General features: G+C 67.7%; 21 protein-coding genes and 1 tRNA gene. 10 read left to right on the plus strand and 12 right to left on the minus strand.

The genetic code is table 11. The features are described from left to right. Positions 1-5 precede the first annotated feature (5 nt). Both AC5Y46_RS24190 and AC5Y46_RS24195 read left to right on the plus strand, forming a co-directional pair. Positions 6-779 carry an Rv1363c family protein gene (locus AC5Y46_RS24190; protein WP_499946918.1) on the plus strand — a complete coding sequence of 258 codons (774 nt, stop codon included), beginning with the start codon at positions 6-8 and terminating at the stop codon, positions 777-779. 14 nt (positions 780-793) lie between these two features. Beyond that, the gene (locus tag AC5Y46_RS24195; protein ID WP_499946925.1) at positions 794-1,591 is read left to right on the plus strand and encodes a DUF3298 domain-containing protein; all 798 of its coding nucleotides are present in this window, start codon (positions 794-796) and stop codon (positions 1,589-1,591) included. Positions 1,592-1,597: 6 nt separating this feature from the next. On the opposite strand, the gene AC5Y46_RS24200 is transcribed toward AC5Y46_RS24195, so the two are convergent. The 11 genes from AC5Y46_RS24200 to AC5Y46_RS24250 form a co-directional block, all read right to left on the minus strand. Then, positions 1,598-2,011, minus strand: coding sequence for a hypothetical protein (locus AC5Y46_RS24200; RefSeq protein WP_499946919.1), 414 nt, complete (start codon positions 2,009-2,011; stop codon positions 1,598-1,600). A 47-nt stretch (positions 2,012-2,058) separates the two neighbouring features. Beyond that, positions 2,059-3,063: a Ppx/GppA phosphatase family protein gene (locus AC5Y46_RS24205; protein ID WP_499946920.1), complete on the minus strand. Its 1,005-nt coding sequence runs from the start codon at positions 3,061-3,063 to the stop codon at positions 2,059-2,061. Beyond that, the gene (locus AC5Y46_RS24210; protein ID WP_499946921.1) at positions 3,054-3,542 is read right to left on the minus strand and encodes a DUF501 domain-containing protein; all 489 of its coding nucleotides are present in this window, start codon (positions 3,540-3,542) and stop codon (positions 3,054-3,056) included. The genes AC5Y46_RS24205 and AC5Y46_RS24210 overlap by 10 nt, the downstream gene beginning before the upstream one ends. Beyond that, positions 3,535-4,212, minus strand: a complete 678-nt coding sequence (locus AC5Y46_RS24215) for an FtsB family cell division protein (protein WP_499993525.1) — start codon at positions 4,210-4,212, stop codon at positions 3,535-3,537. Before AC5Y46_RS24215 ends, AC5Y46_RS24210 begins: the two co-directional genes overlap by 8 nt. Positions 4,213-4,214: 2 nt before the next feature. Next, a complete protein-coding gene (eno, locus tag AC5Y46_RS24220) occupies positions 4,215-5,504 on the minus strand; it encodes a phosphopyruvate hydratase (RefSeq protein ID WP_499993526.1) in 1,290 nt (429 codons plus the stop codon). Positions 5,505-5,570: 66 nt separating this feature from the next. Beyond that, complete coding sequence (locus AC5Y46_RS24225; protein WP_499946029.1) at positions 5,571-6,311, minus strand: lytic transglycosylase domain-containing protein; 741 nt, start codon at positions 6,309-6,311, stop codon at positions 5,571-5,573. Positions 6,312-6,587: 276 nt separating this feature from the next. Further along, positions 6,588-7,643 (minus strand): nucleoside triphosphate pyrophosphohydrolase, encoded by a 1,056-nt coding sequence (locus AC5Y46_RS24230; protein WP_499993527.1) that lies wholly within the window; start codon positions 7,641-7,643, stop codon positions 6,588-6,590. Then, a complete protein-coding gene (gene mfd / locus AC5Y46_RS24235; protein WP_499993528.1) occupies positions 7,643-11,281 on the minus strand; it encodes a transcription-repair coupling factor in 3,639 nt (1,212 codons plus the stop codon). Before mfd ends, AC5Y46_RS24230 begins: the two co-directional genes overlap by 1 nt. Positions 11,282-11,389: 108 nt before the next feature. Further along, positions 11,390-11,665, minus strand: a complete 276-nt coding sequence (locus tag AC5Y46_RS24240; protein ID WP_499993530.1) for a hypothetical protein — start codon at positions 11,663-11,665, stop codon at positions 11,390-11,392. A gap of 72 nt (positions 11,666-11,737) precedes the next feature. Continuing rightward, positions 11,738-12,331 carry a TetR/AcrR family transcriptional regulator gene (locus AC5Y46_RS24245; protein ID WP_499946038.1) on the minus strand — a complete coding sequence of 198 codons (594 nt, stop codon included), beginning with the start codon at positions 12,329-12,331 and terminating at the stop codon, positions 11,738-11,740. A gap of 46 nt (positions 12,332-12,377) precedes the next feature. Continuing rightward, positions 12,378-12,611, minus strand: a complete 234-nt coding sequence (locus AC5Y46_RS24250; RefSeq protein ID WP_499993531.1) for a hypothetical protein — start codon at positions 12,609-12,611, stop codon at positions 12,378-12,380. Positions 12,612-12,711: 100 nt separating this feature from the next. Here AC5Y46_RS24250 and AC5Y46_RS24255 point away from each other — a divergent pair. The 5 genes from AC5Y46_RS24255 (at position 12,712) to AC5Y46_RS24275 (ending at position 16,415) form a co-directional block, all read left to right on the plus strand. Continuing rightward, positions 12,712-12,783: transfer RNA gene (locus AC5Y46_RS24255), tRNA-Gln, on the plus strand. 107 nt (positions 12,784-12,890) lie between these two features. Further along, complete coding sequence (gene glmU, locus AC5Y46_RS24260) at positions 12,891-14,366, plus strand: bifunctional UDP-N-acetylglucosamine diphosphorylase/glucosamine-1-phosphate N-acetyltransferase GlmU (RefSeq protein WP_499993532.1); 1,476 nt, start codon at positions 12,891-12,893, stop codon at positions 14,364-14,366. A 70-nt stretch (positions 14,367-14,436) separates the two neighbouring features. Beyond that, positions 14,437-15,417: a ribose-phosphate diphosphokinase gene (locus AC5Y46_RS24265; RefSeq protein ID WP_499946023.1), complete on the plus strand. Its 981-nt coding sequence runs from the start codon at positions 14,437-14,439 to the stop codon at positions 15,415-15,417. Beyond that, positions 15,418-15,768: an arsenate reductase (glutaredoxin) gene (arsC, locus tag AC5Y46_RS24270; RefSeq protein WP_499993533.1), complete on the plus strand. Its 351-nt coding sequence runs from the start codon at positions 15,418-15,420 to the stop codon at positions 15,766-15,768. After that, positions 15,765-16,415, plus strand: a complete 651-nt coding sequence (locus tag AC5Y46_RS24275; protein WP_499993535.1) for an LpqN/LpqT family lipoprotein — start codon at positions 15,765-15,767, stop codon at positions 16,413-16,415. Before arsC ends, AC5Y46_RS24275 begins: the two co-directional genes overlap by 4 nt. Before the next feature lie 99 nt (positions 16,416-16,514). Here AC5Y46_RS24275 and AC5Y46_RS24280 read toward each other — a convergent pair whose 3' ends face one another. Beyond that, on the minus strand, positions 16,515-19,811 hold the full coding sequence (locus AC5Y46_RS24280) for a LuxR C-terminal-related transcriptional regulator (protein ID WP_499993536.1): 3,297 nt from the start codon (positions 19,809-19,811) through the stop codon (positions 16,515-16,517). Between the two features lie 113 nt (positions 19,812-19,924). Here AC5Y46_RS24280 and AC5Y46_RS24285 point away from each other — a divergent pair, with 113 nt between their 5' ends. The 3 genes from AC5Y46_RS24285 to pth all read left to right on the plus strand — a co-directional run bounded on the left by AC5Y46_RS24285 (position 19,925) and on the right by pth (position 22,275). Next, a complete protein-coding gene (locus tag AC5Y46_RS24285) occupies positions 19,925-20,794 on the plus strand; it encodes an oxidoreductase (protein ID WP_499993537.1) in 870 nt (289 codons plus the stop codon). Positions 20,795-21,027: 233 nt separating this feature from the next. After that, positions 21,028-21,690 carry a 50S ribosomal protein L25/general stress protein Ctc gene (locus AC5Y46_RS24290; RefSeq protein ID WP_499993538.1) on the plus strand — a complete coding sequence of 221 codons (663 nt, stop codon included), beginning with the start codon at positions 21,028-21,030 and terminating at the stop codon, positions 21,688-21,690. A gap of 6 nt (positions 21,691-21,696) precedes the next feature. Then, complete coding sequence (pth, locus tag AC5Y46_RS24295; protein ID WP_499993540.1) at positions 21,697-22,275, plus strand: aminoacyl-tRNA hydrolase; 579 nt, start codon at positions 21,697-21,699, stop codon at positions 22,273-22,275. The last annotated feature ends 6 nt before the right edge of the window (positions 22,276-22,281 follow it).

Raw genomic sequence — 22,281 nt, forward strand, 5'->3', positions numbered from 1 at the left:
AAGGTATGAGATCTGTGAAAGCCACGGTGGACACCGGCGTTGCCGACCCGGTCGATGAAGACGCGACCGAGGGACCCTCGTCGGAAGCATCGACCGACGCAGATGACGAATCGGCCACGCCGACAGGCAAGGCCGACGTCGAAGACCGAGACGACGACGAAGACGCTCGGTCCTCCGACGGTCGCAGCGGCGGACAGGAAAAGACGAGTCGGCGGCGCGCCGGCCGGGCAGCCTTCGCGCCGTTGCGCCGGGTGCGACTCCCCCGCGGGGCGGGCACCGGAACGCGCCAACGGATCAGAGCAGCGGTGCGCGGCATCGCCGCGGTCGTGCTCGGGGCCGTCCTGGCAGCGGCCGGCTACGCGGGCTGGCTGTTGTATCAGCAGCACCAAACCGACATCGACAGCGCACAGGCACTCGACGCGGCGAAGCAGTACGCCGTCATACTCACCAGCACCGACCCGAACGGGGTCGACAAGAATTTCAACGACATCCTCAACGGGGCCACCGGAGAATTCAAGGAGCAATACACCAGAGCCGGTTCGCTGCTGCGCAAGGCGATGATCGACAACAAGGTCGCGACACACGGCACCGTTCTGGAGTCCGCGGTGAAATCCGCGCGTCCGAACCGGGTCGAAGTCCTGTTGTTCGTCGAGCAGTCGGTCACCAACTCCACGACCCCCCAACCAGGAGTCGAGGTCAACGCCATCACGATCACCATGGAGAAGGTGGGCGACCGGTGGCTGGCCAGCAAAGTCGTACTACCCGGACAAAGGCGCTAGGGGCGGTGAGCGGCATGAAACTGATGGCCAGCCTGATGGCGGTGGCGACACTGGTGGTGACTGCGCCCGTAGCAACGGCGGCCGCCGACCAGTTCTGCGCCGAACTCAACGCGAACTGGGACGGGGCACGGTGCAACACCGTGGTCACCTCGCCGAACAAGGCGGAGCGGTTGATCTCCTTCGACTTGCCCGCACCGATGCTGGACAACCCCACCTCAGGTCCGGCAGTGCGCGGCTTCTACCACAAACTCATGGACGGCTGGCGCCACAGCGGCGCGGAGGCGCCGCGGGACAGCAGCGCGACCGCCGACTACGAACTTTTCGCCGGGCCGGGGTCGGTGCAGTCGTTGATCGTCCACGAGGTCCTCGCACCGTTCGGACTGCAGCCCAACAACGCCTACCGGTCGTTCGTTTTCGATATGGCACAAGGTCGTCGGCTGATGATTGCCGACCTGTTCAAACCGGGCGTCGACCCGTTGGCCGCCATACCGCCGGCCACCGAAGGGGTGCTACCGGCGGCGCTGGACGCCGCCGCGCCACCTCACCCGCCCAACAACTATCCATTCACCGTTGCGGAGTGGACACCCGGCCCCAACGGCCTCGGGTTCACCGGCGGCTACCAGTCTTTCGCGCTGACACCGGATGAGCTGATCCTGTACATGCCCGATGCGCCGATGGTGCAGGGAAATCCCCGCCCCGGCCGATCGTCGACGCTGAATCCGGCGTGGTCGATGGATGGCGGAGCCATCACCATCCACGTGCCGTTGTCTGCGCTCGCCGGTTCGCTGCGCCCGGAATACGGTGGTGCGTAGGCGGATTCAGCCGGTCGTGTAGGTCGACCATAGGCAGTACCGGCGCGCGGCCAACAGATGGCTCCTCGCCGTGTTGAGGTCGGCCGTCAACCAGAGCTCGTCGGAACCTTCCTGCAGGTAACGCCGATCGTGATCGAGTTTGGCGGCCAAGATGTCCGACCAGTTGCGCAGGTTCACCGCGGTAACGCCCGGCACCGTGTACAACGGCTGCGCGGCCTGACGGATCTGGCTTCCCAGGCCCGGCGGCGTATACCCTTGCGGCTCAACCTGATCGAACACCGCTTCGAGCTGATCGCCCGCCGGCATGATGGTGTCGCAGTCCGGGTCGTGCGCCGAGGCCAGCGGCGCCGTCAGTAGGCAGACCACCGTTGCAGCGACGGCCTGAGCCGAAAGCAGAAATCGTCCGGTTCTGCTGAACATGTCAATGACTCTATAAGCCCCGCGAGCAGACGCAAAAGCCCCTGAAATCAGGGATTTCTGGGGGCTTTTGTGTCTGCTCGCGCAAGCGGGAGGTCTGCTCGCGCAACGAGGGAGAGCACGATGCCGTCAAGGATGTCGTGCTCGCTGACGATCAACTCCGAGATGCCGGCCCGCTCCTGCAGTTCGCGCGCCAGCTCCCGCACTACGATCGCACCGCCGCCGATCACGTCCACCCGGCCCTCGTGCATGGGCCCCAGCGCAGCGCGTTGCGCGCGCGTCATACCGATCAGCCGGTCGCACACATCCACCAGCCTGCCGATCGGCACCCGCGAAAGATGAATGGCCGCAGCGTCATACACCGTCATCTCGTGGGCCAGCGCCGACAGCGTGGTAAAAGTACCGGCCAGCCCCACCCAGGTCCGGGCGCCCTCGACGGGCACCACACGCAGCGCGTCCTCGAGTCGCTCCCGCACCACATCCCGCGCCGCCGCCACCTCGGCCGGTGCAGGCGGGTCCGAGCGCAGGCAGCGTTCGGTCAGCCGGACGCAACCGATGTCCGCCGAGTAACCCGCCACGACCTCGTCGGCAGCCCTACCCAGCACGATCTCGGTCGATCCCCCGCCCAGATCCACGACCACGAAAGGTGCTCCGGCACTGTCCAATTCACCGACAGCGCCGCTAAATGACAGCGCAGCCTCCTCGGCGCCGGTGATGACCTCGGCGACCGAGCCCGGGATAACCGCGCCCAGCACGGCGGCCGTCATCGCGAAGAACACGTCGCGGTTGCCGGCGTCACGGGTGGCCGACGTCGCAACCATCCGCACCCGCTGCACATCGTGCTGCGCAAGCAATCCGGCGTAGTCGGACAGCGCCGCTTCGGTGCGGGCGATGGCCTCCGGTGCGAATTGACCGGTGGCGTCCACACCTTGACCCAGTCGCACGATCCGCATTTCGCGGTGCACGTCGCGCAGTCGTCCGTCAGCGACGTCGGCGATCAGCAGACGTATCGAGTTGGTACCGCAGTCGATCGCGGCAACACGCGTCATCCCCATTGTCTCCCAACCAAAGCGGCCGTGCCCGGCTCGGCGGCCAACAGCGCCAGGGCCTCGTCGCCGAACGGGTTGACACCGGGTCCCTTGGCCAGCGAATGCGCGATCAGCACGTGCAGGCACTTGACCCGGTCCGGCATACCGCCGCCGGAAAACGTGGTCCCCAACGGTTCGATGGCGTCCCGCTCGGTCAAATAGGACTCGTGTGCCCGACGGTACGCGGCCGCCAATTCCGCGTCGTGGCCCAGTCGCTCGGTCATCTCGCGCATGAGTCCGGTGGTCTCGAGTCTGCTCGCGGCTGCTGTCAGCGCCGGGTGCGTCAAGTAGTACAGCGTCGGAAAGGGCGTTCCGTCAGGCAATTTGGGCGCCGTTTTCACAACTCCCGGGGTGCCGTCGGGGCACCGGTAGGCGATCTCGAGCACTCCGCGCGGCTCGCGGCCCAGCTGTCGTGCTACCGCGTCCAGGTCCGCACGCTCAACCACCGGGGGCCGTCGGAGCGGGTTCGGGCGTCGGAGCAGCGGCGGTCGGCGGCAGATGCGGCGCGTCGGCGATGGTGTGCCACAACGAGGTGTACCAGGGTTCGTTCTTGGCCTGCCCGACCCCCTCGCCACCCGGTTGCGGGACCGCCCCCGCCGACGGTGGGAGCTGAACCTGGAACGGAATGTCGCCGGGTTTGACGAACCCGAGCCGTTCGCGTGCCTGAGCCGCGATATAGGCCGGGTCGGACAGTTGGCCCTTGCGCTGCTCCAAATCCTTTATCTGACCGCGCAACGCGGCCTCGGTGGCCGACAGTTGCGCCATCTCGGTGCGCTGCGAGAAGTACGTGCGCACCGGGCCGGCGATGGTCAGCGTCAGCACACACACCACCGCAGCCAGAATCGCGGCACGACGCGCGGTGAAACCGAGCCGCTGATCCGACCGCTGCTCAACGGACTCGGTGAACGACCGCTTGAGCGGCTCGACGACGTGCTCCTGCAGCGAGCGGGTGCTGCGGCTTTCGTCGGGCGCGGTCTGCGCGGGTTTGGAGACCGGCTTCGAAAGCGGCTTTCCGGTCTTGCTGGAGTTGGTGGAACGACGGCCCCGGCCCGAGTCGCCGGCCTTCCCCGGGCGCGATGCCGGGGAACGACGTTTCGGGTCGGACTTGGCGGCCAAGACTACTTCGGATCCACACCGAATCGCGGGAACGCCAGGTCACCGGCGTAGCGGGCGGCGTCACCCAACGCATCCTCGATGCGCAACAGCTGGTTGTACTTGGCGACGCGCTCGCTGCGGGCCGGCGCACCCGTCTTGATCTGTCCGCTGCCGACCGCCACCGCGAGGTCCGCGATCGTGGTGTCCTCCGTCTCGCCGCTGCGGTGGCTCATCATCGTGCGGTATCCGCTGTGGTGGGCCAACGCGACCGCGTCCAGCGTCTCGGTGAGCGTGCCGATCTGATTCACCTTGACCAGCAACGCATTTGCCACGCCCCGCTCGATGCCTTCTTCGAGGCGTTCGGGATTGGTGACGAACAGGTCATCGCCCACGATCTGCACCCGGTCCCCGATGCCTGCCGTCAGTGCGGTCCAGCCGTCCCAATCGTCCTCGGACAGCGGGTCTTCGATGGAAACCAGCGGATAACTGGCGAGCAGGTTGGTGTAGAACTCGGTCATCTCGTCGGCGCTGCGGGTGGATCCTTCGAAGCTGTACCCGGTGCCGTCGGTGTAGAACTCGGTGGCCGCGACGTCGAGGGCCAACGCGACGTCCGAGCCGGCCTTCAACCCCGCCGACTCGATGGCCCGGATGATCAGATCCAGTGCGGCGCTGGTGCCGGCCACGTCCGGCGCGAAGCCGCCCTCGTCACCCAGACCGGTGGACAGCCCCTCCTTCTTCAGGACCGACTTCAGCGCGTGGTAGACCTCGGCGCCCCAGCGCAACGCCTCATGGAAGCTGGGGGCACCGATAGGCGCCACCATGAACTCCTGGACGTCGACACCGGTGTCGGCGTGCGCGCCGCCGTTGAGGATGTTGAGCATCGGCACCGGCAGGATGTGCGCGTTCGGGCCGCCGATGTAGCGGAACAGGGGTAGAGCCGCACTGTCCGCGGCGGCCTTAGCCACCGCCAGCGAGACGCCCAGGATCGCGTTGGCCCCGAGCCGGGACTTGTCCGGAGTGCCGTCGAGATCGACCAGCGCCTGGTCGACCAACCGCTGGTCGTCGGCGTTGAGACCGATGACCGCCGGCCCGATTTCGTCGAGAACCGCTTGCACGGCCTTCTTCACCCCTTTGCCGGCGTAGCGGTCGCCGCCGTCGCGCAATTCGACGGCCTCGTGCTCACCGGTCGAGGCGCCCGAGGGCACGGCGGCGCGGGCGAATGTCCCGTCGATCAGCGCGACCTCGACCTCGACGGTCGGGTTGCCGCGCGAGTCCAGGATCTCGCGGGCTGCGACCTGTTCGATAATCGGCACTGGGCTCTCCTTTGCGTGCTGGCTCCCTGACAGGCAGCCTAAAGCCTGAGTCAGCGATTCATCTTTCTACAGCGGATGACCCGCCGCGTAGGCGGTCGCCCAGTCCCGCACCGCCCGCGCGTACACACCGGAATTGTTGTAGGCCCGAAGCGCGGTGATCCACCCGCGGGCTGTCCCCAAATCTTTGCCGCGCCAACATAAGTAACCCGCGGCCGAGAGCGCGGCGTCGTCGATGTTGTCCGGGCTGGCGGTGCCGTCGTTGTTGGCGTCGACCCCGTACAGACGCCATGTCTCGGAGATGAACTGCATGGGCCCCACCGCGCGCTCCACCCCATCCTCGTCCGCCGCGCCCTCCAACGCGGCAGCGTCGGTGTCCACGATGCGCAACGTGTCGCCGGTGCCGTCGAGCCGGACACCTCGAATGGGCGGCCGCACATCCCCGTTGGGCGCGATCGTCGCGCCGCGATAGGTGCCGTTGTGACTTTCCACCTGCCCGATGCCGGCCAGCGTCGTCCAGGCGATATGACATTTCGGGTTCTCGACCTCGGCCACCCGGGCGGCGTAGGCGTAGGCCTCCAGCGCAATCACGGGCATCTCCAGCGCCGGCGCACGCGCCTCGGCCCACTCCCGTAACTGATCCGCGGGCCGGCCCGACGCGTGGGTGTCCACCGGCGGCACCGGATCACCGGCCGGCGGCGGCACCCCCTCGGGGATGAAGAGGCTGAGCTGCCAGGTACAACTTGACGCCAACAGCATCGCGGTCGCCCCTATCACGGCGACCGCGCGCAACCAGCGTCTCGGCGACACGAACTTCCCCTGTCGGTCTCCTCGTCGGAGCCATCACCCCGTTTTCGTCACGATCATCGTCCCACGGGTTGGTGCCGGCCTCGCTCGACCGGGGCGGTCAGCACACAGAAGATATGCGAGCCCACCGGTACATAACGTTGCTGTCGGTGTGCATAGCTATCTCGTTTGAGGTCCTTGATTGCTGGTTATCGGCATTCCAGGCAACTACATTGATGATTGCTGGGTGTGGGTACTCTCTGAGTTCCCGCAAACGTCGCCGCGCCGGTCGGCGAACCGTCAGCGCCGACCCTTGCGCTTCTTGGACCCGCCCCGAGATTCCTTGGCGGCCACCACAGGCTGCTCGACCGGTTGCAGGCCGTCCGCTACGCCCAGTTGCTCGTCGGGCATCGTCTGCCCCACCGGCCAGTGGGCGCGCCATTCGTCCTCGGAGACAGCACCGAGCGGAGTCATGTCGAGTTCCTCGGCGATGGTGTCACCGCGACGGGCGGCCGCGATCTCCTTCTCGACCCGGTGAACCGTGTCCACAAAGTCCAGAACCGCTGCGCGTAGCGTGTTTTCGGCATCGACGTCGGGAGTGAGCGTGATGGTGGTCAGCTCCGGCGGGATGAACCCGGCCGGCAGTCCCGCCTGGGTGACGCGTTGAATCACCTTCTGCGCCAACGCCAATGCCGGTTGTCCGGTGTGCACATCGTCCAGCACGGAGTGACGCGACTTGCGTGACCGTTCGGCCGCCTTGGCCTCTTCCCACTGCGCCAGCTGATCTTGTAGCGAAATCGATTCGCCCGCAAGCACTCCGGGGACCCGGGCACCGAGTTTGCGGATCAACGCGTCGGCGACGTCGTCGATGGTGAACGGCTGCGACGCCGCATCTTCGGCGATGCGGGCATGGAAGAGCACCTGCAACAGCAGGTCGCCGAGTTCTTCGCGCAGATCGTCGACGTTGCCGCTGTGCACTGCGTCCAGCAGTTCGTAGGTCTCCTCCAGCAGGTACCGACGCAACGAGTCGTGGGTCTGCTCACTTTCCCACGGTCCGGCGGTACGCAGCTTGTCCATCATCGCCACGGCGTCGATCAGCCGTTCCCCGCGCTGCCCCGCCGGCGCTGAGATCAGCCGGGCGCCGGCGGCCAACCGCGCGTTCACCGCGGGATGATCGGGATCCGAGGACAGCAGCACCGGCGCGTCGTCGCCGGTGTAGGCGGGGTGCGCGTCGGGCAGCGACCACGGCACCGCGATCGGCATTTCCTCGGTGTATTGCACCGGTCCGCTCAGCAGGTCGATGGCGTCGATGGGAATCAGCGCCGGACGGCGGGGGTCGACCAGGACGACAATCATCAGGCTTGTCGCTCCTTACTCGGGGGCTCGGCCATACCGATATCTTGCTGCGGTTTGCCCGCCAGCGCGGTCACCAAGTCGGCCACCATCTGCACCAATTCGACATCACGGATGTGTCCCGCGCCAATTCCGCCCGCCCGCGGGATCGGAACCTGCACCGTCGAGGTGGTGGCACGGTAGCGCCCGCCCGGATACATCCGCGCCAGCCGCACCTGGGCCGAATCGGGCAGAGTCAAAGGCGAGAGCCGCACCGTCGCCGCTGATACGGCACTGACCTCGGTGATCCCGGAAGCCCGGCACAGCAACCGCAGCCGTGCCACCGCCACCAGCCGCTCGGCGGGTTCGGGCAGCGGGCCGTACCGGTCGATCAGCTCCTCCACCACGGCGGTGATCTCGGTGTCACCACCGGCCGCGGCCAGCCGACGGTAGCCCTCCAGCCGGAGCCGGTCACTGGCGATGTAGTCCGGGGGCAGGTGGGCATCGACCGGCAGGTCGATCCGGACGTCCTTGGGTTCCTCGGTGGTACTGACGGTTTCGCCGTCGGCCGCGGCCTTGTACGCCTCGACCGCTTCCCCGACCAGGCGTACGTACAGGTCGAAGCCCACCCCCGCGACGTGCCCGGACTGCTCGACACCCAGCACGTTCCCGGCGCCGCGGATCTCGAGGTCTTTGAGCGCCACCGCCATGCCCGCGCCCAGCTCGTTGTTCTGCGCGATGGTCGCCAGCCGGTCGTAGGCGGTCTCGGTCAACGGCGTGTGCGGCGGGTAGAGGAAATAGGCGTAGCCGCGCTCGCGGCTGCGGCCCACCCGACCCCGCAGCTGGTGCAGCTGGGACAGGCCGAAGGTGTCGGCGCGCTCGACGATCAGCGTGTTGGCGTTGGAGATGTCCAGACCCGTCTCCACGATCGTGGTGCAGACCAGGATGTCGTATTCGCGGTTCCAGAACCCCTGCACGGTGCGCTCCAGCCGCTCCTCGGGCATCTGGCCGTGCGCGACCACCACCCGCGCCTCGGGCACCAGTTCCCGAACCCGAGCAGCGGCCCGATCGATCGAACTGACCCGGTTGTGCACGTAGAAGGCCTGCCCGTCGCGCAGCAATTCGCGGCGCAGCGCCGCGGCGACCTGTTTGTCGTCGTGCGGCCCCACGTAGGTCAGCACCGGGTAGCGCTCTTCGGGCGGAGTGAGGATCGTCGACATCTCCCGGATCCCGGCCAGGCTCATCTCCAGCGTGCGCGGGATCGGGGTGGCGCTCATGGTCAGCACGTCGACGTGGGTGCGCAGGCTCTTGATGTGTTCCTTGTGCTCGACGCCGAAGCGCTGCTCCTCGTCCACGACGACGAGACCGAGGTTCTTCCACCGCACCCCGGTCTGCAACAGCCGGTGGGTGCCGATTACGACGTCGACCGACCCGTCGGCCAACCCGTCGATGACCTTGCGGGATTCCGCCGGGTCGGTGAACCGCGACAGGCCCTTGACGGTGACCGGGAACCCGGCCATCCGGTCGGTGAAGGTCTGCAGGTGCTGGTCGGCCAGCAGCGTGGTGGGTACCAGCACCGCGACCTGCCTGCCGTCCTGCACCGCCTTGAACGCCGCCCGCACCGCGATCTCGGTTTTCCCGTAGCCGACGTCGCCGCAGATCACCCGGTCCATCGGGATCGGTTTCTCCATGTCGGCCTTGACCTCGGTGATCGCGGTGAGCTGGTCGACGGTCTCGGTGAAACCGAACGCGTCCTCCATCTCGGCCTGCCAGGGGGTGTCCGGCGCGAACGCGTGGCCGGGGCTGGCCTGGCGCTTGGCGTACAGCGCGACCAGTTCGCCGGCGATCTCCCGCACCGCGCGGCGCGCCTTGGTCTTGGTGTTGGCCCAGTCGCTGCCGCCGAGTTTGCTCAGCGCCGGCGCCTGCCCGCCCACGTATCTGGAGAGCTGATCCAGCGAGTCCATCGGGACGTAGAGCTTGTCGGATCCGCCTCCTCGTTTGGACGAGGCGTACTCCAGCACCAGGTACTCCCGGCGCGCCCCGCCGACGGTGCGTTCGACCATCTCCACGAACCGGCCGATGCCGTGCTGGTCGTGCACCACCAGATCGCCGGCGGTCAGCGCCAGCGGGTCGACGGTGTTGCGCCGCTTGGCCGCCAGTCGTTTGCCCTCGACAGCGGTGGCGCGGCTGCCGGTCAGGTCGGCTTCGGTGATGACGACCAGGTTGGCGCCGTTGATCACCACCCCCTCGTGCAGCGGGCCTTTGAGCACGCCGACGACCCCGGGACTCGGCGCGGCGCCACAGTCCAGCATGGCCGCCGGGATCTCGGATTCGGCCAGCCGTTCCACCACCCGATGGGCGGTGCCGGTGCCGGGTGCGACCATCGCGGCGTATCCGCCCGTCGCGACATGGGCGCGCAGCATCGCGAAGATCCCGTCGATGTCGTGCTGGTGCCCGCGCGCGGACGGCGCGGCGCGGATGTCCAGCTCGACGGCGGACTCGTCGGACAACTGGCTCAACGTCCACCAGGGATGGCCGGACGAGCGCGCCGCGGCCTGCACGTCTTCCAACTCGGTGAACCCGGAGCCACCCAGCTGCTCGACGTCGACGGGGGCGTCCGTGCCCAGCGCCGCCACCGACCACGACGCCTCCAGGAATTCCCGCCCGGTGTTGATCAGGTCGGCGGCGCGGGTGCGCACCTTTTCCGGGTCGCATACCAGCACCGGTGTCCCGTCGGGGAGCTGGTCTGTCAACAGCGCCCCGTCGCCGGGCTGCAACACCGATTGCAGCGCCTCCATGCCGTCGACCGGGATACCCTCGGCCAGCTTGGCCAGCATGTCGACGATGCTGCCGGTCACGGTGTTCTCGGTCACCGGATGTTGCCTGGTCAACTCGGCCGCGCGGGCCCGCACGTCGGAAGTGAGCAGCAGTTCCCGGCAGGCGACGGCGACCAGGGTGGCTACTTCGATGTCCGGGATCGAGCGCTGGTCGGCGACCGAGAACATCCGCATCTCGGTGACCTCGTCGCCCCAGAACTCGACGCGCACCGGATGTTCGGCGGTGGGAGCGAAGATGTCCAGGATTCCGCCGCGAACCGCGAACTCACCGCGACGACCCACCATGTCCACCCGGGTGTAGGCCAGCTCGACCAGCCGCTCGGCCACGTCCTCGAACGGGATCTCGTCACCGACGGTCAGCGTCAGAGGTTCCAACATCCCCAGGCGCGGCGCCATCGGTTGCAGCAACGACCGCGCCGCCGTCACCACCACCCGCAACGGCGGACCGAGCCGGGCGTCGTCGGGGTGGGCCAGCCGGCGCAGCACCATCATCCGGGTGCCGACGGTGTCGATGCCCGGCGACAGCCGTTCGTGCGGCAGCGTCTCCCAGGACGGAAACACCACTGCCGCCTCACCGAATACACCTCGCAGTTCGGCGGTCAGATCGTCGGCCGCCCGGCCGGTGGCGGTGACCACCAGCAGCGGACCCTGCTGCGCCAGGGCGCTGGCCACGAAAAGTCGCGCGCTGGCGGGCCCGACCAGCGACAAGCTGTCGGGACGATCGGAGGCACGCTCGATGAGCTGTTGAAAGGTCGGCGCGGTCAGCGCCAATTCGACGAGCCCCGCGATCGGGGTATCTGGGCTAGCAGCCCCCGGTGCGGTCATGATGCGCCCATTCTAGGGGCGCGGCTGTGCGTTGACTCTGCGCACAGGGCGCGCTCTACTCGAACTTTGCCGCCCTGGACGCAGAGTCAACGAGCCGATCGGGCCCGGCTACCAGGGCATCGTCGCCCACGAGTAGAAGGCGCCGTCGCCGACGTCGTGCACGCCGTAGGAGTCCCAGTAGTAGTCGTGGCAGACGCCGCCGTCCCACGGGACGGGACGGCCGGCTGGGTTCGGGTCGCCGGGGCACCACGTGGTGCAGGCCTGCAGGCGGGGGCAGTTGCCGGCTGCTTGGGCGGGCGTGGCTAGCTCGACGCCGCCCCACATCAAAGCGGTGACGGCCAACCCGAGCAGGGCTGTCTTGATGGGCGGGATTGGTCGGTTCATGGTGGTTCCTCCGTTGTTGGCGGGCCGCTCAACCGATCTCAACAGCGGGCGCTTGCGAAGTTCTTGCGCAGTTCACTCGTCCTGCAGCTGCGGATCGGCTTCCAGGTGCGTCAGGCCGTTCCACATCAGGTTGACCAGGTGCGCGGCCACCACTTCCTTCTTGGGTTCGCGGGTGTCCAGCCACCACTGCGCGGTCATCGACACCGAGCCCACCAGCGCCTGGGCGTACAGCGGCGCCAGGTCCGGATCCAGGCCGCGTCGGGCGAAGTCGCCGGCCAAAATGGAGCTGACCTGGCTGACGGCGTCGTTGAGCAGGCTGGAATAGGTGCCGGAGCTGATCGCGGCGGGCGAGTCGCGGATCATGATGCGGAAACCGTCGGTGCGTTCTTCGACGTAGGTGAGCAACGCCAGCGCGACCCGCTCGACCCGGACCCGGGACCGGTTGTTGGTCAGCGACGACGTGATGCCGTCGAGCAGTGCCGACATCTCCCGATCGACGACCACGGCGTACAGGCCCTCCTTGCCGCCGAAGTGTTCGTAGACGACGGGTTTTGACACGTTGGCGCGCTGGGCGATCTCTTCGATGGAGGTGCCTTCGTAGCCGCGTTCGGCGAACAGCGACCGCGCGATGCCGATGAGTTGGTGGCGTCGCTCGCTGCCGGTCATCCGGGCGCGCGGTGTCCGCGGTTCCTTCTCCGGGCTCTTGAGCGGCTCAGCCACCGCGCCCCTTAGCCGCCGGTGGGGATGATTTCCTCTTGGCAGACGGCCGCGAGGGCAAGAGGGCGACGATCACGATGCCGATCAGGCCGAGCGCAGCGCCGATGACGAACGCCTCGGCGACCCCGCGGTTCTTCCGCCGCGCGACCCGGACCGCGTAGAGACCACACAGCACCGAGATGACGACGGCCAGGATCATGATCGGCCACTGCTCGTCCCAGGTGGTCACTCAGACATTCTGCACTCGAAGCGTGCCGGCGGCCTATATCGACATCGAAAGGACAACATCGGCAGACTAAAGTCATTCGCGCGGTCCCGGACCGCCGCAATCCGTCGTGGTGTAATCGGCAGCACCTCTGATTTTGGTTCAGATAGTTCAGGTTCGAGTCCTGGCGACGGAGCCCGGCCGTTTTGCCCCGAGCGTGCGTGAAATGACACGCTTGACGGCGTGTCAGCGAGCAGCCCCGCACGCTCGCGAGCGCAGACTTGGCCAAACTGAGGAGAGTTGATGACCTTTCGTGGCGACACCGCAGTCCTGGTGTTGGCGGCGGGTCCCGGCACCCGGATGCGTTCCGATACCCCCAAGGTGCTGCACAGCATCGGCGGCCGCAGCATGCTGTCGCATTCGCTGCACGCAATGACGAAGCTGGCGCCACAGCACCTGGTCGTGGTGCTCGGGCACGACCACCAGCGCATTTCCCCCCTGGTCGCCGAGCTGGGCGACGATCTGGGCCGCACCATCGACGTCGCGTTGCAGCATCAACCGCTGGGAACCGGGCATGCGGTGCTGTGCGGGTTGTCCGCGCTGCCCGACGACTACGCCGGCATCGTCGTCGTCGCCGCCGGTGACACCCCCCTGCTCGACGCCGACACGCTGGCCGACCTGATCGCCGGCCACCGCGGGGCTCACCCGGGCGGCCAGCCGGCGGTGACAGTGCTGACCACCACGCTCGACGACCCGCACGGCTACGGCCGCATTCTGCGCACCCAGGACAACGAAGTGATGGCGATCGTCGAACAGACCGACGCCACCCCCTCCCAGCGCAGCATCCGTGAGGTCAACACCGGCGTCTACGCGTTCGACATCGCCGCGCTGCGCTGGGCGCTGAGCCGGCTGAGCTCCAACAACGCCCAACAGGAGCTCTACCTGACCGACGCCATCGCGATCCTGCGCCGCGACGGCCAGACCGTCAGCGCCCGCCACGTCGACGACAGCGCGGTGGTGGCCGGCGTCAACAACCGCGTCCAACTCGCCGAACTGGGCGCCGAACTCAACCGCCGGATCGTGGCCGCGCACCAGCTCGCCGGTGTCACCGTGATCGACCCCGCCACCACCTGGATCGACGTCGACGTGACGATCGGGCGCGACACCGTCATCCACCCCGGCACCCAGCTGCTGGGCCGCACGCAGATCGGCGGCCGCTGCGTCGTCGGTCCGGACACCACGCTGACCGACGTCAGCGTCGGCGACGACGCCACGGTGTGCCGTACGCACGGCACGTCGGCGACCGTCGGCGACGGTGCGACGGTGGGACCGTTCACCTACCTGCGACCCGGAACCGTGCTGGGCGGCGACGGGAAACTGGGGGCGTTCGTCGAGGTCAAGAACGCCACGATCGGCACCGGAACCAAGGTGCCGCACCTGACCTACGTCGGCGACGCCGACATCGGCGAGCACAGCAACATCGGCGCCTCCAGCGTGTTCGTCAACTACGACGGCGTGAACAAGCGGCGCACCACGATCGGCTCGCATGTGCGCACCGGATCGGACACCATGTTCGTCGCGCCGGTGAACATCGGCGACGGCGCCTATACCGGTGCCGGCACGGTCATCCGGGAGGACGTCCCGCCCGGTGCGCTGGCGGTGTCCGCCGGTCCCCAGCGCAACATCGAAAACTGGGTGCAACGCAAACGGCCCGGCTCAGCCGCCGCGCGGGCCGCCGACGAGGCCAACCGGCAACCAGAAGCGGATCAGGCACCGTGAATTCGCCGTCCCGTAGTGCGGCTACGATGAGGCGTTCCTATCTCGACCCCGATACGGCGAGGGCAGCACGTTGAGCCACGACTGGACCGATAACCGCAAGAACCTGATGCTGTTCAGCGGCCGCGCCCACCCGGAGCTGGCCGAGCAGGTAGCCAAGGAGCTCGACGTCCATGTGACCGCGCAGACCGCGCGGGAATTCGCCAACGGCGAGATCTTCGTGCGGTTCCACGAATCGGTCCGTGGGTGCGACGCCTTCGTGCTGCAGTCCAACCCGGCCCCGGTGAACCGGTGGCTGATGGAACAGCTGATCATGATCGACGCGTTGAAGCGCGGCAGCGCCAAGCGGATCACCGCGGTGCTGCCGTTCTACCCCTATGCCCGGCAGGACAAGAAGCACCGCGGCCGCGAACCGATCTCGGCGCGGCTGGTGGCCGACCTGCTCAAGACCGCGGGCGCGGACCGGATCGTGACGGTCGACCTGCACACCGATCAGATCCAGGGCTTCTTCGACGGACCCGTGGACCACATGCGCGGGCAGAACCTGCTCACCGGCTATATCCGCGACAACTACCCCGACGGCAACATGGTGGTGGTCTCCCCCGACTCCGGCCGGGTGCGGATCGCCGAGAAGTGGGCGGACTCCCTCGGTGGCGTGCCGCTGGCCTTCATCCACAAGACCCGCGACCCGCGGGTGCCCAATCAGGTGGTGTCCAACCGCGTGGTCGGTGAGGTGGCGGGACGGACCTGCGTGCTGATCGACGACATGATCGACACCGGTGGCACCATCGCCGGCGCGGTCAAGCTGTTGCATGACGACGGTGCGCAGGACGTGATCATCGCCGCGACCCACGGTGTGTTGTCCGATCCCGCCGCCGAGCGTCTGGCCGGATGCGGTGCGCGCGAGGTGATCGTGACGAACACGCTGCCGATCGGCGAGGAGAAGCGCTTCCCGCAGCTCACCGTGCTGTCCATCGCGCCGCTGCTGGCCAGCACCATCCGCGCGGTCTTCGAGAACGGCTCAGTCACAGGACTTTTCGACGGGGACGCGTAGATGGGTTCTGCGCGCGTCGTGATCTACCACAACCCCAAGTGCAGCACGTCCCGCAAGACGCTGGACCTGCTGCACGACAACGGTTTAGAGCCCACGGTGGTGCAGTATCTCAAGACGCCGCCGACGCGGGACGAGTTGGCGAAGATGATCCGCGATGCCGGTATCGAGGTGCGGACGGCGGTGCGCAAACGCGAATCACTGTACGGCGAACTGGGTCTGGCCGATGCGGGCGACGACGAGTTGCTCGACGCCATGGCCGAACATCCCATCTTGATCGAGCGACCGTTCGTCGTCACACCCAAGGGCACCCGGCTGGCCCGCCCGATCGACGCGGTCCGCGAGATTTTGTGACTGTCACGGCTCTACGCGCGGCGGTGGCCGCGGTCCTGCTGTTGGCGACCGCCGCGTGCGGGCCGAAAGCCCCTGACTACCAGTCGATCTGGACGACGAGTTCGACGACGAGTGAGACGGCCGCGCCGACGGAGCCGCCGGTCCCGCTGTCGAAGTATCTGGAGGGTGAGGGTGTCACCGGTGATGCGGTCGAGCCGGGCTCGCTGACCGACCTCACGGTGTCGATCCCGACGCCGCCGGGTTGGTCCGTTCGCGGCGGCGATCCGAAAGTCACCGCCAGCAGGCTGATGATCTCCAAGGGGGACAACTACCCGGCGGCGATCCTGGTGGTGTTCAGGTTGAAAGGCGAGTTCAAACCCAGCGAGGCGATCAAGCACGCCAATGCCGATCTGCCACAGGGCTTTCACCAACTGGACGCTTCCACCGCGGACTTCAACGGTTTCCCCTCCTCGATGGTCCAGGGCACCTACGAACTCAAGGGTGCGCGGATGCGCAGCTGGAACCGGGTGGTCCTGCCGACCGGCTCGCCGCCGGCCAACCAGCGATACCTGGTCGAGTTGATCATCACCAGCCTGGCCGACCAGGCGGTGGCCGAGTCCGACGACGTCGAGGCCATCATCCGCGGCTTCGTCGTGGCCAAGAAGTAGCGCGAGCAGTCGCCCAACGTGGCGCGAGCAGACGCAAAATCCCCTATTTCGTACCGAAAATGGGGGATTTTGCGTCTGCTCGCGCCATCAGGGGGCTGGTCAGCTGTGGCGACTCGCCTCCTGAACGAGCTGCACCCGCGACGCCAGGCCCAACTTGGCGTAGATGTGTGTCAGGTGAGTCTGCACAGTGCGCGGTGAGATGAACAACCGCGTCCCGATATCCTTGTTGGCCAAGCCCTCTCGCACCAACCGCACCACGTCGTGCTCCATCGGGGTGAGCGATTCCCACCCGCTGGCGGGACGCTTCCGGACGCCGCGTCCACGTTGCGCATAGCCGATCACCTCCTCCGCGGACAGAGCGGTCCCCTCCACCCACGCGGCCTCGAACACGCTCTGCCCCAAAGCTTCTCGGACGGACGCCAGAGCCGCGTCGTAACCTGCCCGGTACATCGGGTAGCGGGCGATGCCCAGGACCTGTCGGACGTTGTCGGCCGCGCCCAGCAGACGCGCGGCATGTTGGTGATTACCACGGTCGGCCGCGAGGTGGGCCAGGGTTTCCAGGGCTTGCGGGACCCGAAGGTAGGCGTGAGTGCGCGCGGCGTGCGTGAGTGCTTCGTGGGCATCGCGTTCGGCTTGCTCCGGTTCACCCTGGGCCAGCGCGACGCAGGAGCGGATCGCCAGCGCGTTGACTTGATGGCTGCCCCGTACCAGCGCCGCGGTCGCGTCAGCCCATCGTCGCGCGGTTACCAGATCGCCTGCGGCCAAAGCGGTTTCGGCCAGCGGGTTGAAGAAGCTGCCGAATGCTCCGGTCAGCAGAACGGTGCGCTGCAGAGCAGTCTCGGACAGTTGCTTGGCCGCCCCGACGTCACCGCCGGACAGGGCCGCATTGGCCAGCACCCCGTACACCGCGTCTCCGTAGTACCCACCTATCGCCTCGGCGGCGGTCAGCGCTGCCTGTGCGGCGGCGGTCGCCGCAACCGATTCGGCTTGATAGGTCAGCACGTTCGCGTGGACCACCTGCGCAAAGACCGTCAAGGTGGAATCCCCGGCGGCCTGCACTTCGTCGACCAGCACCCGCAGCACCTGCACGGCTCGCGAAAGATCACCCAGGACGGCCAGTGCCGCCCCCAGCCATACCCGGCAGTTGCACGAGATGAACCGGTCGCCCAGCTCATCGGCGATGGCTTGCCCTTCTTCCGCGGCCGCCCGCGCTGCGACCGGTTCGCCGGCGTACACGCCCGCGGTGGCCTGGTAGCTGAGGATCTGGCTCAGATTCCACCGATCACCACCGGCGCGGGCCAGTTCGATTGCTTCGGCGAGATAGGGCTGACCGCCGTCGGAGGTGTAGAGCGTGATCATTCCGCATGCGATCAGGGCATGGGTGATCAGCGCCGGATCCTCCAGCCGGCGGGCCTGGGCCAGCGCCTCCTGCGCCTGGTCCAGATCAGCGGGTACCGAAACCCAGGCCGCGGCGGCAGCCCGGTCCGCCACCGCACTTACCCAGACCGCGGGCGCGACCTGCCCCCGGCCCTGTCCTGGCGCCACGTCGGGCAATATGGCGTCGAAATCAGCCAGACCCTCGCGCACATGCCCTTTTCGCAACCAGAACTGCCGCAGCGCCGAGAGTAAGCGCAGTGCGGACTCGTTGTCGTGATGCTCGCGGCTCCAGGCGAAAGCGGCCCGCAGATTGTCGATGTCGGTCTGCGCCCAGGTGAGCAGTCGCTCGTCACCGGGTCGGGCCGTCAAGTCCAAATGTATTGCGGTGGTTGTGTAGTAGTCGCGGTGGCGGGTGCGTACCTCGTCGGCTTCCCCGGACTCGCCGAGTTTCTCCTGCGCGTACTGGCGCACTGTCTCCAACAGTCGGTAGCGCATTCCGGTCGGGTTGTCGTCGGCCACCACCAGTGACTTGTCCACCAACAGGCTGAGTTGGTCCAGCAGCTGGTATGCCTCCACTTCGCTACTGGCGCCGACGGTTTGGACGGCGTCGAGGTCGAAGCCGCCGACGAAAACCGCCAGTCGGCGAAACAGCACCCGCTCCGGCTCGGTCAACAACGCGTGCGACCAGTCCACCGACGCGCGCAGCGTCTGCTGGCGCCGCACCGCGGTGCGAGCCCCGCCGGTCAACAACCGGAACCGGTCCTGCAGACTGCTCACGATCTGCGACAACGACAGCGCCCGAACCCGTGCCGCGGCAAGCTCGATGGCCAACGGCATCCCGTCCAGACGAGTGCAGATGTCCTGCACCAACTTCGCACTGTCCCGGTCGACGACGAAATCCGGACGCGCCCGTCGGGCCCGGTCGGCGAACAACTCGACGGCTTCGTCGGCGATCGCCAAAGACGGTATGCGCCAGCTCAACTCACCGGGCACCCCCAGCGGCTCGCGGCTGGTGGCCAGGATCGTCAACTGCGGGCAGGCCGCCATCAGCTCGACCACCATGTCCCCGCATGCATCCAGCAGGTGTTCGCAATTGTCGAGCACCAGCAGCATCGACTTCGCGCCGAAGAAGCGCACCAACAGATCGGTGGTGGAACGGCCCGGCTGATCGGGCAGCGCCAAGGTACGCGCGACGGTCACCGGCACCATGGCGGCATCGGTGATCGGTGCCAGATCGATGTACCACAACCCGTCGGAGAACTCGGAATTCAGTTGGGTCGCGACTTCGATGGCCAGCCGGGTCTTGCCCGCGCCACCGGCTCCGGTCATCGTCACCAGCCGGCTGTCCGCGACGAGACCCCGCAGGTCTGCCGACTGTGCCTGGCGCCCAACGAAACTCGTCAACTGCACCGGGAGATTGTGCGATGTGACGCCGGTCTGCACCCGTAGCGGCGGGAACTGACTACCCAACTCGGGATGGCACAGCTGCACCACCCGCTCGGGGCGGGAGACACCTTTGAGCGTGTAGTTGCCCAAGTCCGTCAACCAAACTCCGTCGGGCAACCGGTCGATAACCAGCGACTCGGTCACTCCCGAAAGCACTGTCTGCCCACCGTGTGCCAGGTCGCGCAGCCGCGCGGCGCGGTTGATCGTCGGGCCCGCGTAGTTGCTCTCGTCGCGCAACTGGATCTCCCCGGTGTGCAGGCCGATACGCAACTTGATCGGGGCCAGCGGCGCCCGTTGCAACGTCAATGCGCAGGCCACCGCATCCGACGCCCGCGCGAAGGCCGAGACGAAACTGTCGCCCTCACCCTGCTCCACCGGACGCACCCCGTCGTAGGCCGCGATCGTCTCGTTCACCGCGACATTCAGCGCGGCCAGCGCCGCCGTCATCTGCTCCGGCTGCGTCTCCCACAACCGTGTCGACCCCTCGACATCGGCCAGTAGCAAGGTCACCGTCCCAGTCGGCAGCAACTCGCTCACACCCATTTCGGTCGGCATCTCCGCGTGTTGGCTCATGGTAGCCAGCCGGGCCGCCGCAACCCATGGGAAAGCCCCGGTCCATCAGCGCGGAATGGCGCGAACCGACCCCGTCGCGAACCCGTCAGGCTCGGCATCGGAAACTGAGCGGTATGACCCAATGGACGTCCGCAGATTTACCACCTTTCACCGGGCGCACCGTGATCATCACCGGAGCCAACAGCGGCCTGGGCGAGGTGACTGCCCGCGAACTGGCCGGGCGGGGCGCCCGCATCGTGATGGCGGTCCGCAACACCGACAAAGGTCAGGCCGCGGCCCAGCGGATCGACGAAGATGTCGAAGTACGCACGCTTGACCTGCAGGATCTGTCGTCGGTGCGTCGGTTCGCCGACGGAGTGGACGCGGCCGACATCCTAATCAACAACGCCGGCATCATGGCCGCGCCCTACGCCACCACCAGCGACGGTTTCGAGAGCCAGATCGGCACCAACCACCTAGGCCACTTCGCGCTGGCCAACCTGCTGTTGCCCAAACTGCGCGACCGGGTGGTGACGGTGTCGTCCATGGCGCACTGGCCGGGCCGGATCAACCTGGCCGACCTGAACTGGCAGCAACGGCGCTACTCGGCGTGGCTGGCCTACAGCCAGTCCAAGCTGGCCAACCTGCTGTTCACCAGCGAACTGCAACGCCGACTCGACGCGGCCGGTTCGCCGCTGCGCGCGCTGGCCGCCCATCCCGGCTACTCGCACACCAATTTGCAGGGGGCGTCCGGACGCAGGCTCAGCGACGCGGTGGTGTCGGCGGCGACGCGCGTGGTCGCCACCAACGCCGACTTCGGCGCCCGCCAGACGCTGTACGCGGCGTCCCAGGACCTGCCGGGCGGCAGTTACGTCGGGCCGCGGTTCGGCTATCTGGGCAGAACCCAAACGGTCGGGCGGAGTCCGGCCGCCAAGGACGAGGCGATGGCCACCGCGCTCTGGGAGCTGTCCGAGCGCCTTACCGGCGTCGAGTTTGCGCTCTGAGCTGACCCGCCCGGGCGCTGGCTCTGCGCTGGTGGCGGGGTTTTCCGGCAGGATTTCAACCTGGACGACGACCCCGCCCGCGGCCCGCTCTGATTTCCGCCGCGCACCACGAATGCGCTAACCTGACCGGGCGTCACGGCGAGGGTGCACGAGCTAGACCAGCACCGTTATCGACGGAGACCGACATCCTGTCGCGATCCCTGGCCGTGCCCTCACACACAGGAGCGACACACATGGCCAAGTCCGCAGTCAACCAGCTCACCGCCTCGGTGCGCACCGACACCGGCAAGGGCGCCTCCCGCCGCGCCCGGCGCGAAGGCAGGATTCCCGCCGTGCTCTACGGGCACGGCACCGACCCCCAGCACTTGGAGCTGCCCGGCCACGACTTCGCGGCCGTGCTGCGCCACTCGGGTACCAACGCGGTGCTCACCCTGGACATCGCCGGCAAGGAACAGCTCGCGCTGACCAAGTCAATCGACATCCACCCGATCCGACGCACCATCCAGCACGCCGACCTGCTGGTAGTGCGCCGCGGCGAGAAGGTCACCGTCGAGGTGACCGTCATCGTCGAGGGCGAAGCCGGCCCCGACACGCTGGTCACGCAGGACGCCAACGCCATCGAGATCGAGGCCGAAGCGCTGTCGATTCCCGAGCAGTTGACGGTGTCCGTCGAGGGCGCCGAAGCAGGCACCCAGTTCACCGCCAGCCAGATCGAGCTGCCCAACGGCGTCACCCTGGTCTCCGACCCGGACCTGCTGGTGGTCAACGTGGTCCAGGCGCCGACCGCCGAGGACCTGGCCGAGGAAGGTGCGGGCGACACGGGCGAGGCCGAGGAATCGGGCGCAGCCGCAGACGAAGAGGGCGGCGAGACCGAGGCCGCCGACGCTTCCGAGTAGGCGACGATGGCCGAACCCCATCTCGTGGTCGGCCTGGGCAACCCGGGGGACAACTACGCCCGGACCCGCCACAATCTCGGCTTCGTGGTTGCCGACCTGCTCGCCGCCCGGATGGGCGCGAAATTCAAGGCGCACAAGCGTTCCGGCGCCGAAGTCAGCACCGGCCGGTTGGCTGGGCGGCCGGTGGTGCTGGCCAAGCCACGCTGTTACATGAACGAGTCCGGCCGGCAGGTGGGGCCGCTGGCCAAGTTCTACTCGGTACCGCCGGGCGACGTCATCGTCATCCACGACGAACTCGACCTCGAGTTCGGTCGTATCCGCCTCAAGTTGGGCGGCGGTGAGGGCGGCCACAACGGACTGCGTTCGGTGGCTTCGGCGTTGGGCAGCAAGGACTTTCAACGGGTGCGGATCGGGATCGGCCGTCCACCCGGGCGCAAGGATCCCGCCGCGTTCGTGCTGGAACCATTCAATTCCACCGAACGACCGGAGATCCCGACCATCTGCGAGCAGGCCGCCGACGCCACCGAGTTGCTGATCGAATTGGGTCTCGAGCCCGCGCAGAACCGCGTACACGCCTGGCCATAGGCGCGC

Source organism: Mycobacterium sp. NGS59, from assembly GCF_059812345.1.

Bases quoted from the DNA above. Each gene is read 5' to 3' on its own strand.
- AC5Y46_RS24240 (WP_499993530.1), bottom strand. From the start codon at position 11,665: ATGAACCGACCAATCCCGCCCATCAAGACAGCCCTGCTCGGGTTGGCC.
- AC5Y46_RS24190 (WP_499946918.1), top strand. From the start codon at position 6: ATGAGATCTGTGAAAGCCACGGTGGACACCGGCGTTGCCGACCCGGTC.
- AC5Y46_RS24290 (WP_499993538.1), top strand. From the start codon at position 21,028: ATGGCCAAGTCCGCAGTCAACCAGCTCACCGCCTCGGTGCGCACCGAC.
- AC5Y46_RS24245 (WP_499946038.1), bottom strand. From the start codon at position 12,331: ATGACCGGCAGCGAGCGACGCCACCAACTCATCGGCATCGCGCGGTCG.
- AC5Y46_RS24285 (WP_499993537.1), top strand. From the start codon at position 19,925: ATGACCCAATGGACGTCCGCAGATTTACCACCTTTCACCGGGCGCACC.
- AC5Y46_RS24230 (WP_499993527.1), bottom strand. From the start codon at position 7,643: ATGATTGTCGTCCTGGTCGACCCCCGCCGTCCGGCGCTGATTCCCATC.
- AC5Y46_RS24200 (WP_499946919.1), bottom strand. From the start codon at position 2,011: ATGTTCAGCAGAACCGGACGATTTCTGCTTTCGGCTCAGGCCGTCGCT.
- AC5Y46_RS24195 (WP_499946925.1), top strand. From the start codon at position 794: ATGAAACTGATGGCCAGCCTGATGGCGGTGGCGACACTGGTGGTGACT.
- AC5Y46_RS24205 (WP_499946920.1), bottom strand. From the start codon at position 3,063: ATGGGGATGACGCGTGTTGCCGCGATCGACTGCGGTACCAACTCGATA.
- arsC (WP_499993533.1), top strand. From the start codon at position 15,418: ATGGGTTCTGCGCGCGTCGTGATCTACCACAACCCCAAGTGCAGCACG.
- glmU (WP_499993532.1), top strand. From the start codon at position 12,891: ATGACCTTTCGTGGCGACACCGCAGTCCTGGTGTTGGCGGCGGGTCCC.
- pth (WP_499993540.1), top strand. From the start codon at position 21,697: ATGGCCGAACCCCATCTCGTGGTCGGCCTGGGCAACCCGGGGGACAAC.
- mfd (WP_499993528.1), bottom strand. From the start codon at position 11,281: ATGACCGCACCGGGGGCTGCTAGCCCAGATACCCCGATCGCGGGGCTC.
- AC5Y46_RS24280 (WP_499993536.1), bottom strand. From the start codon at position 19,811: ATGAGCCAACACGCGGAGATGCCGACCGAAATGGGTGTGAGCGAGTTG.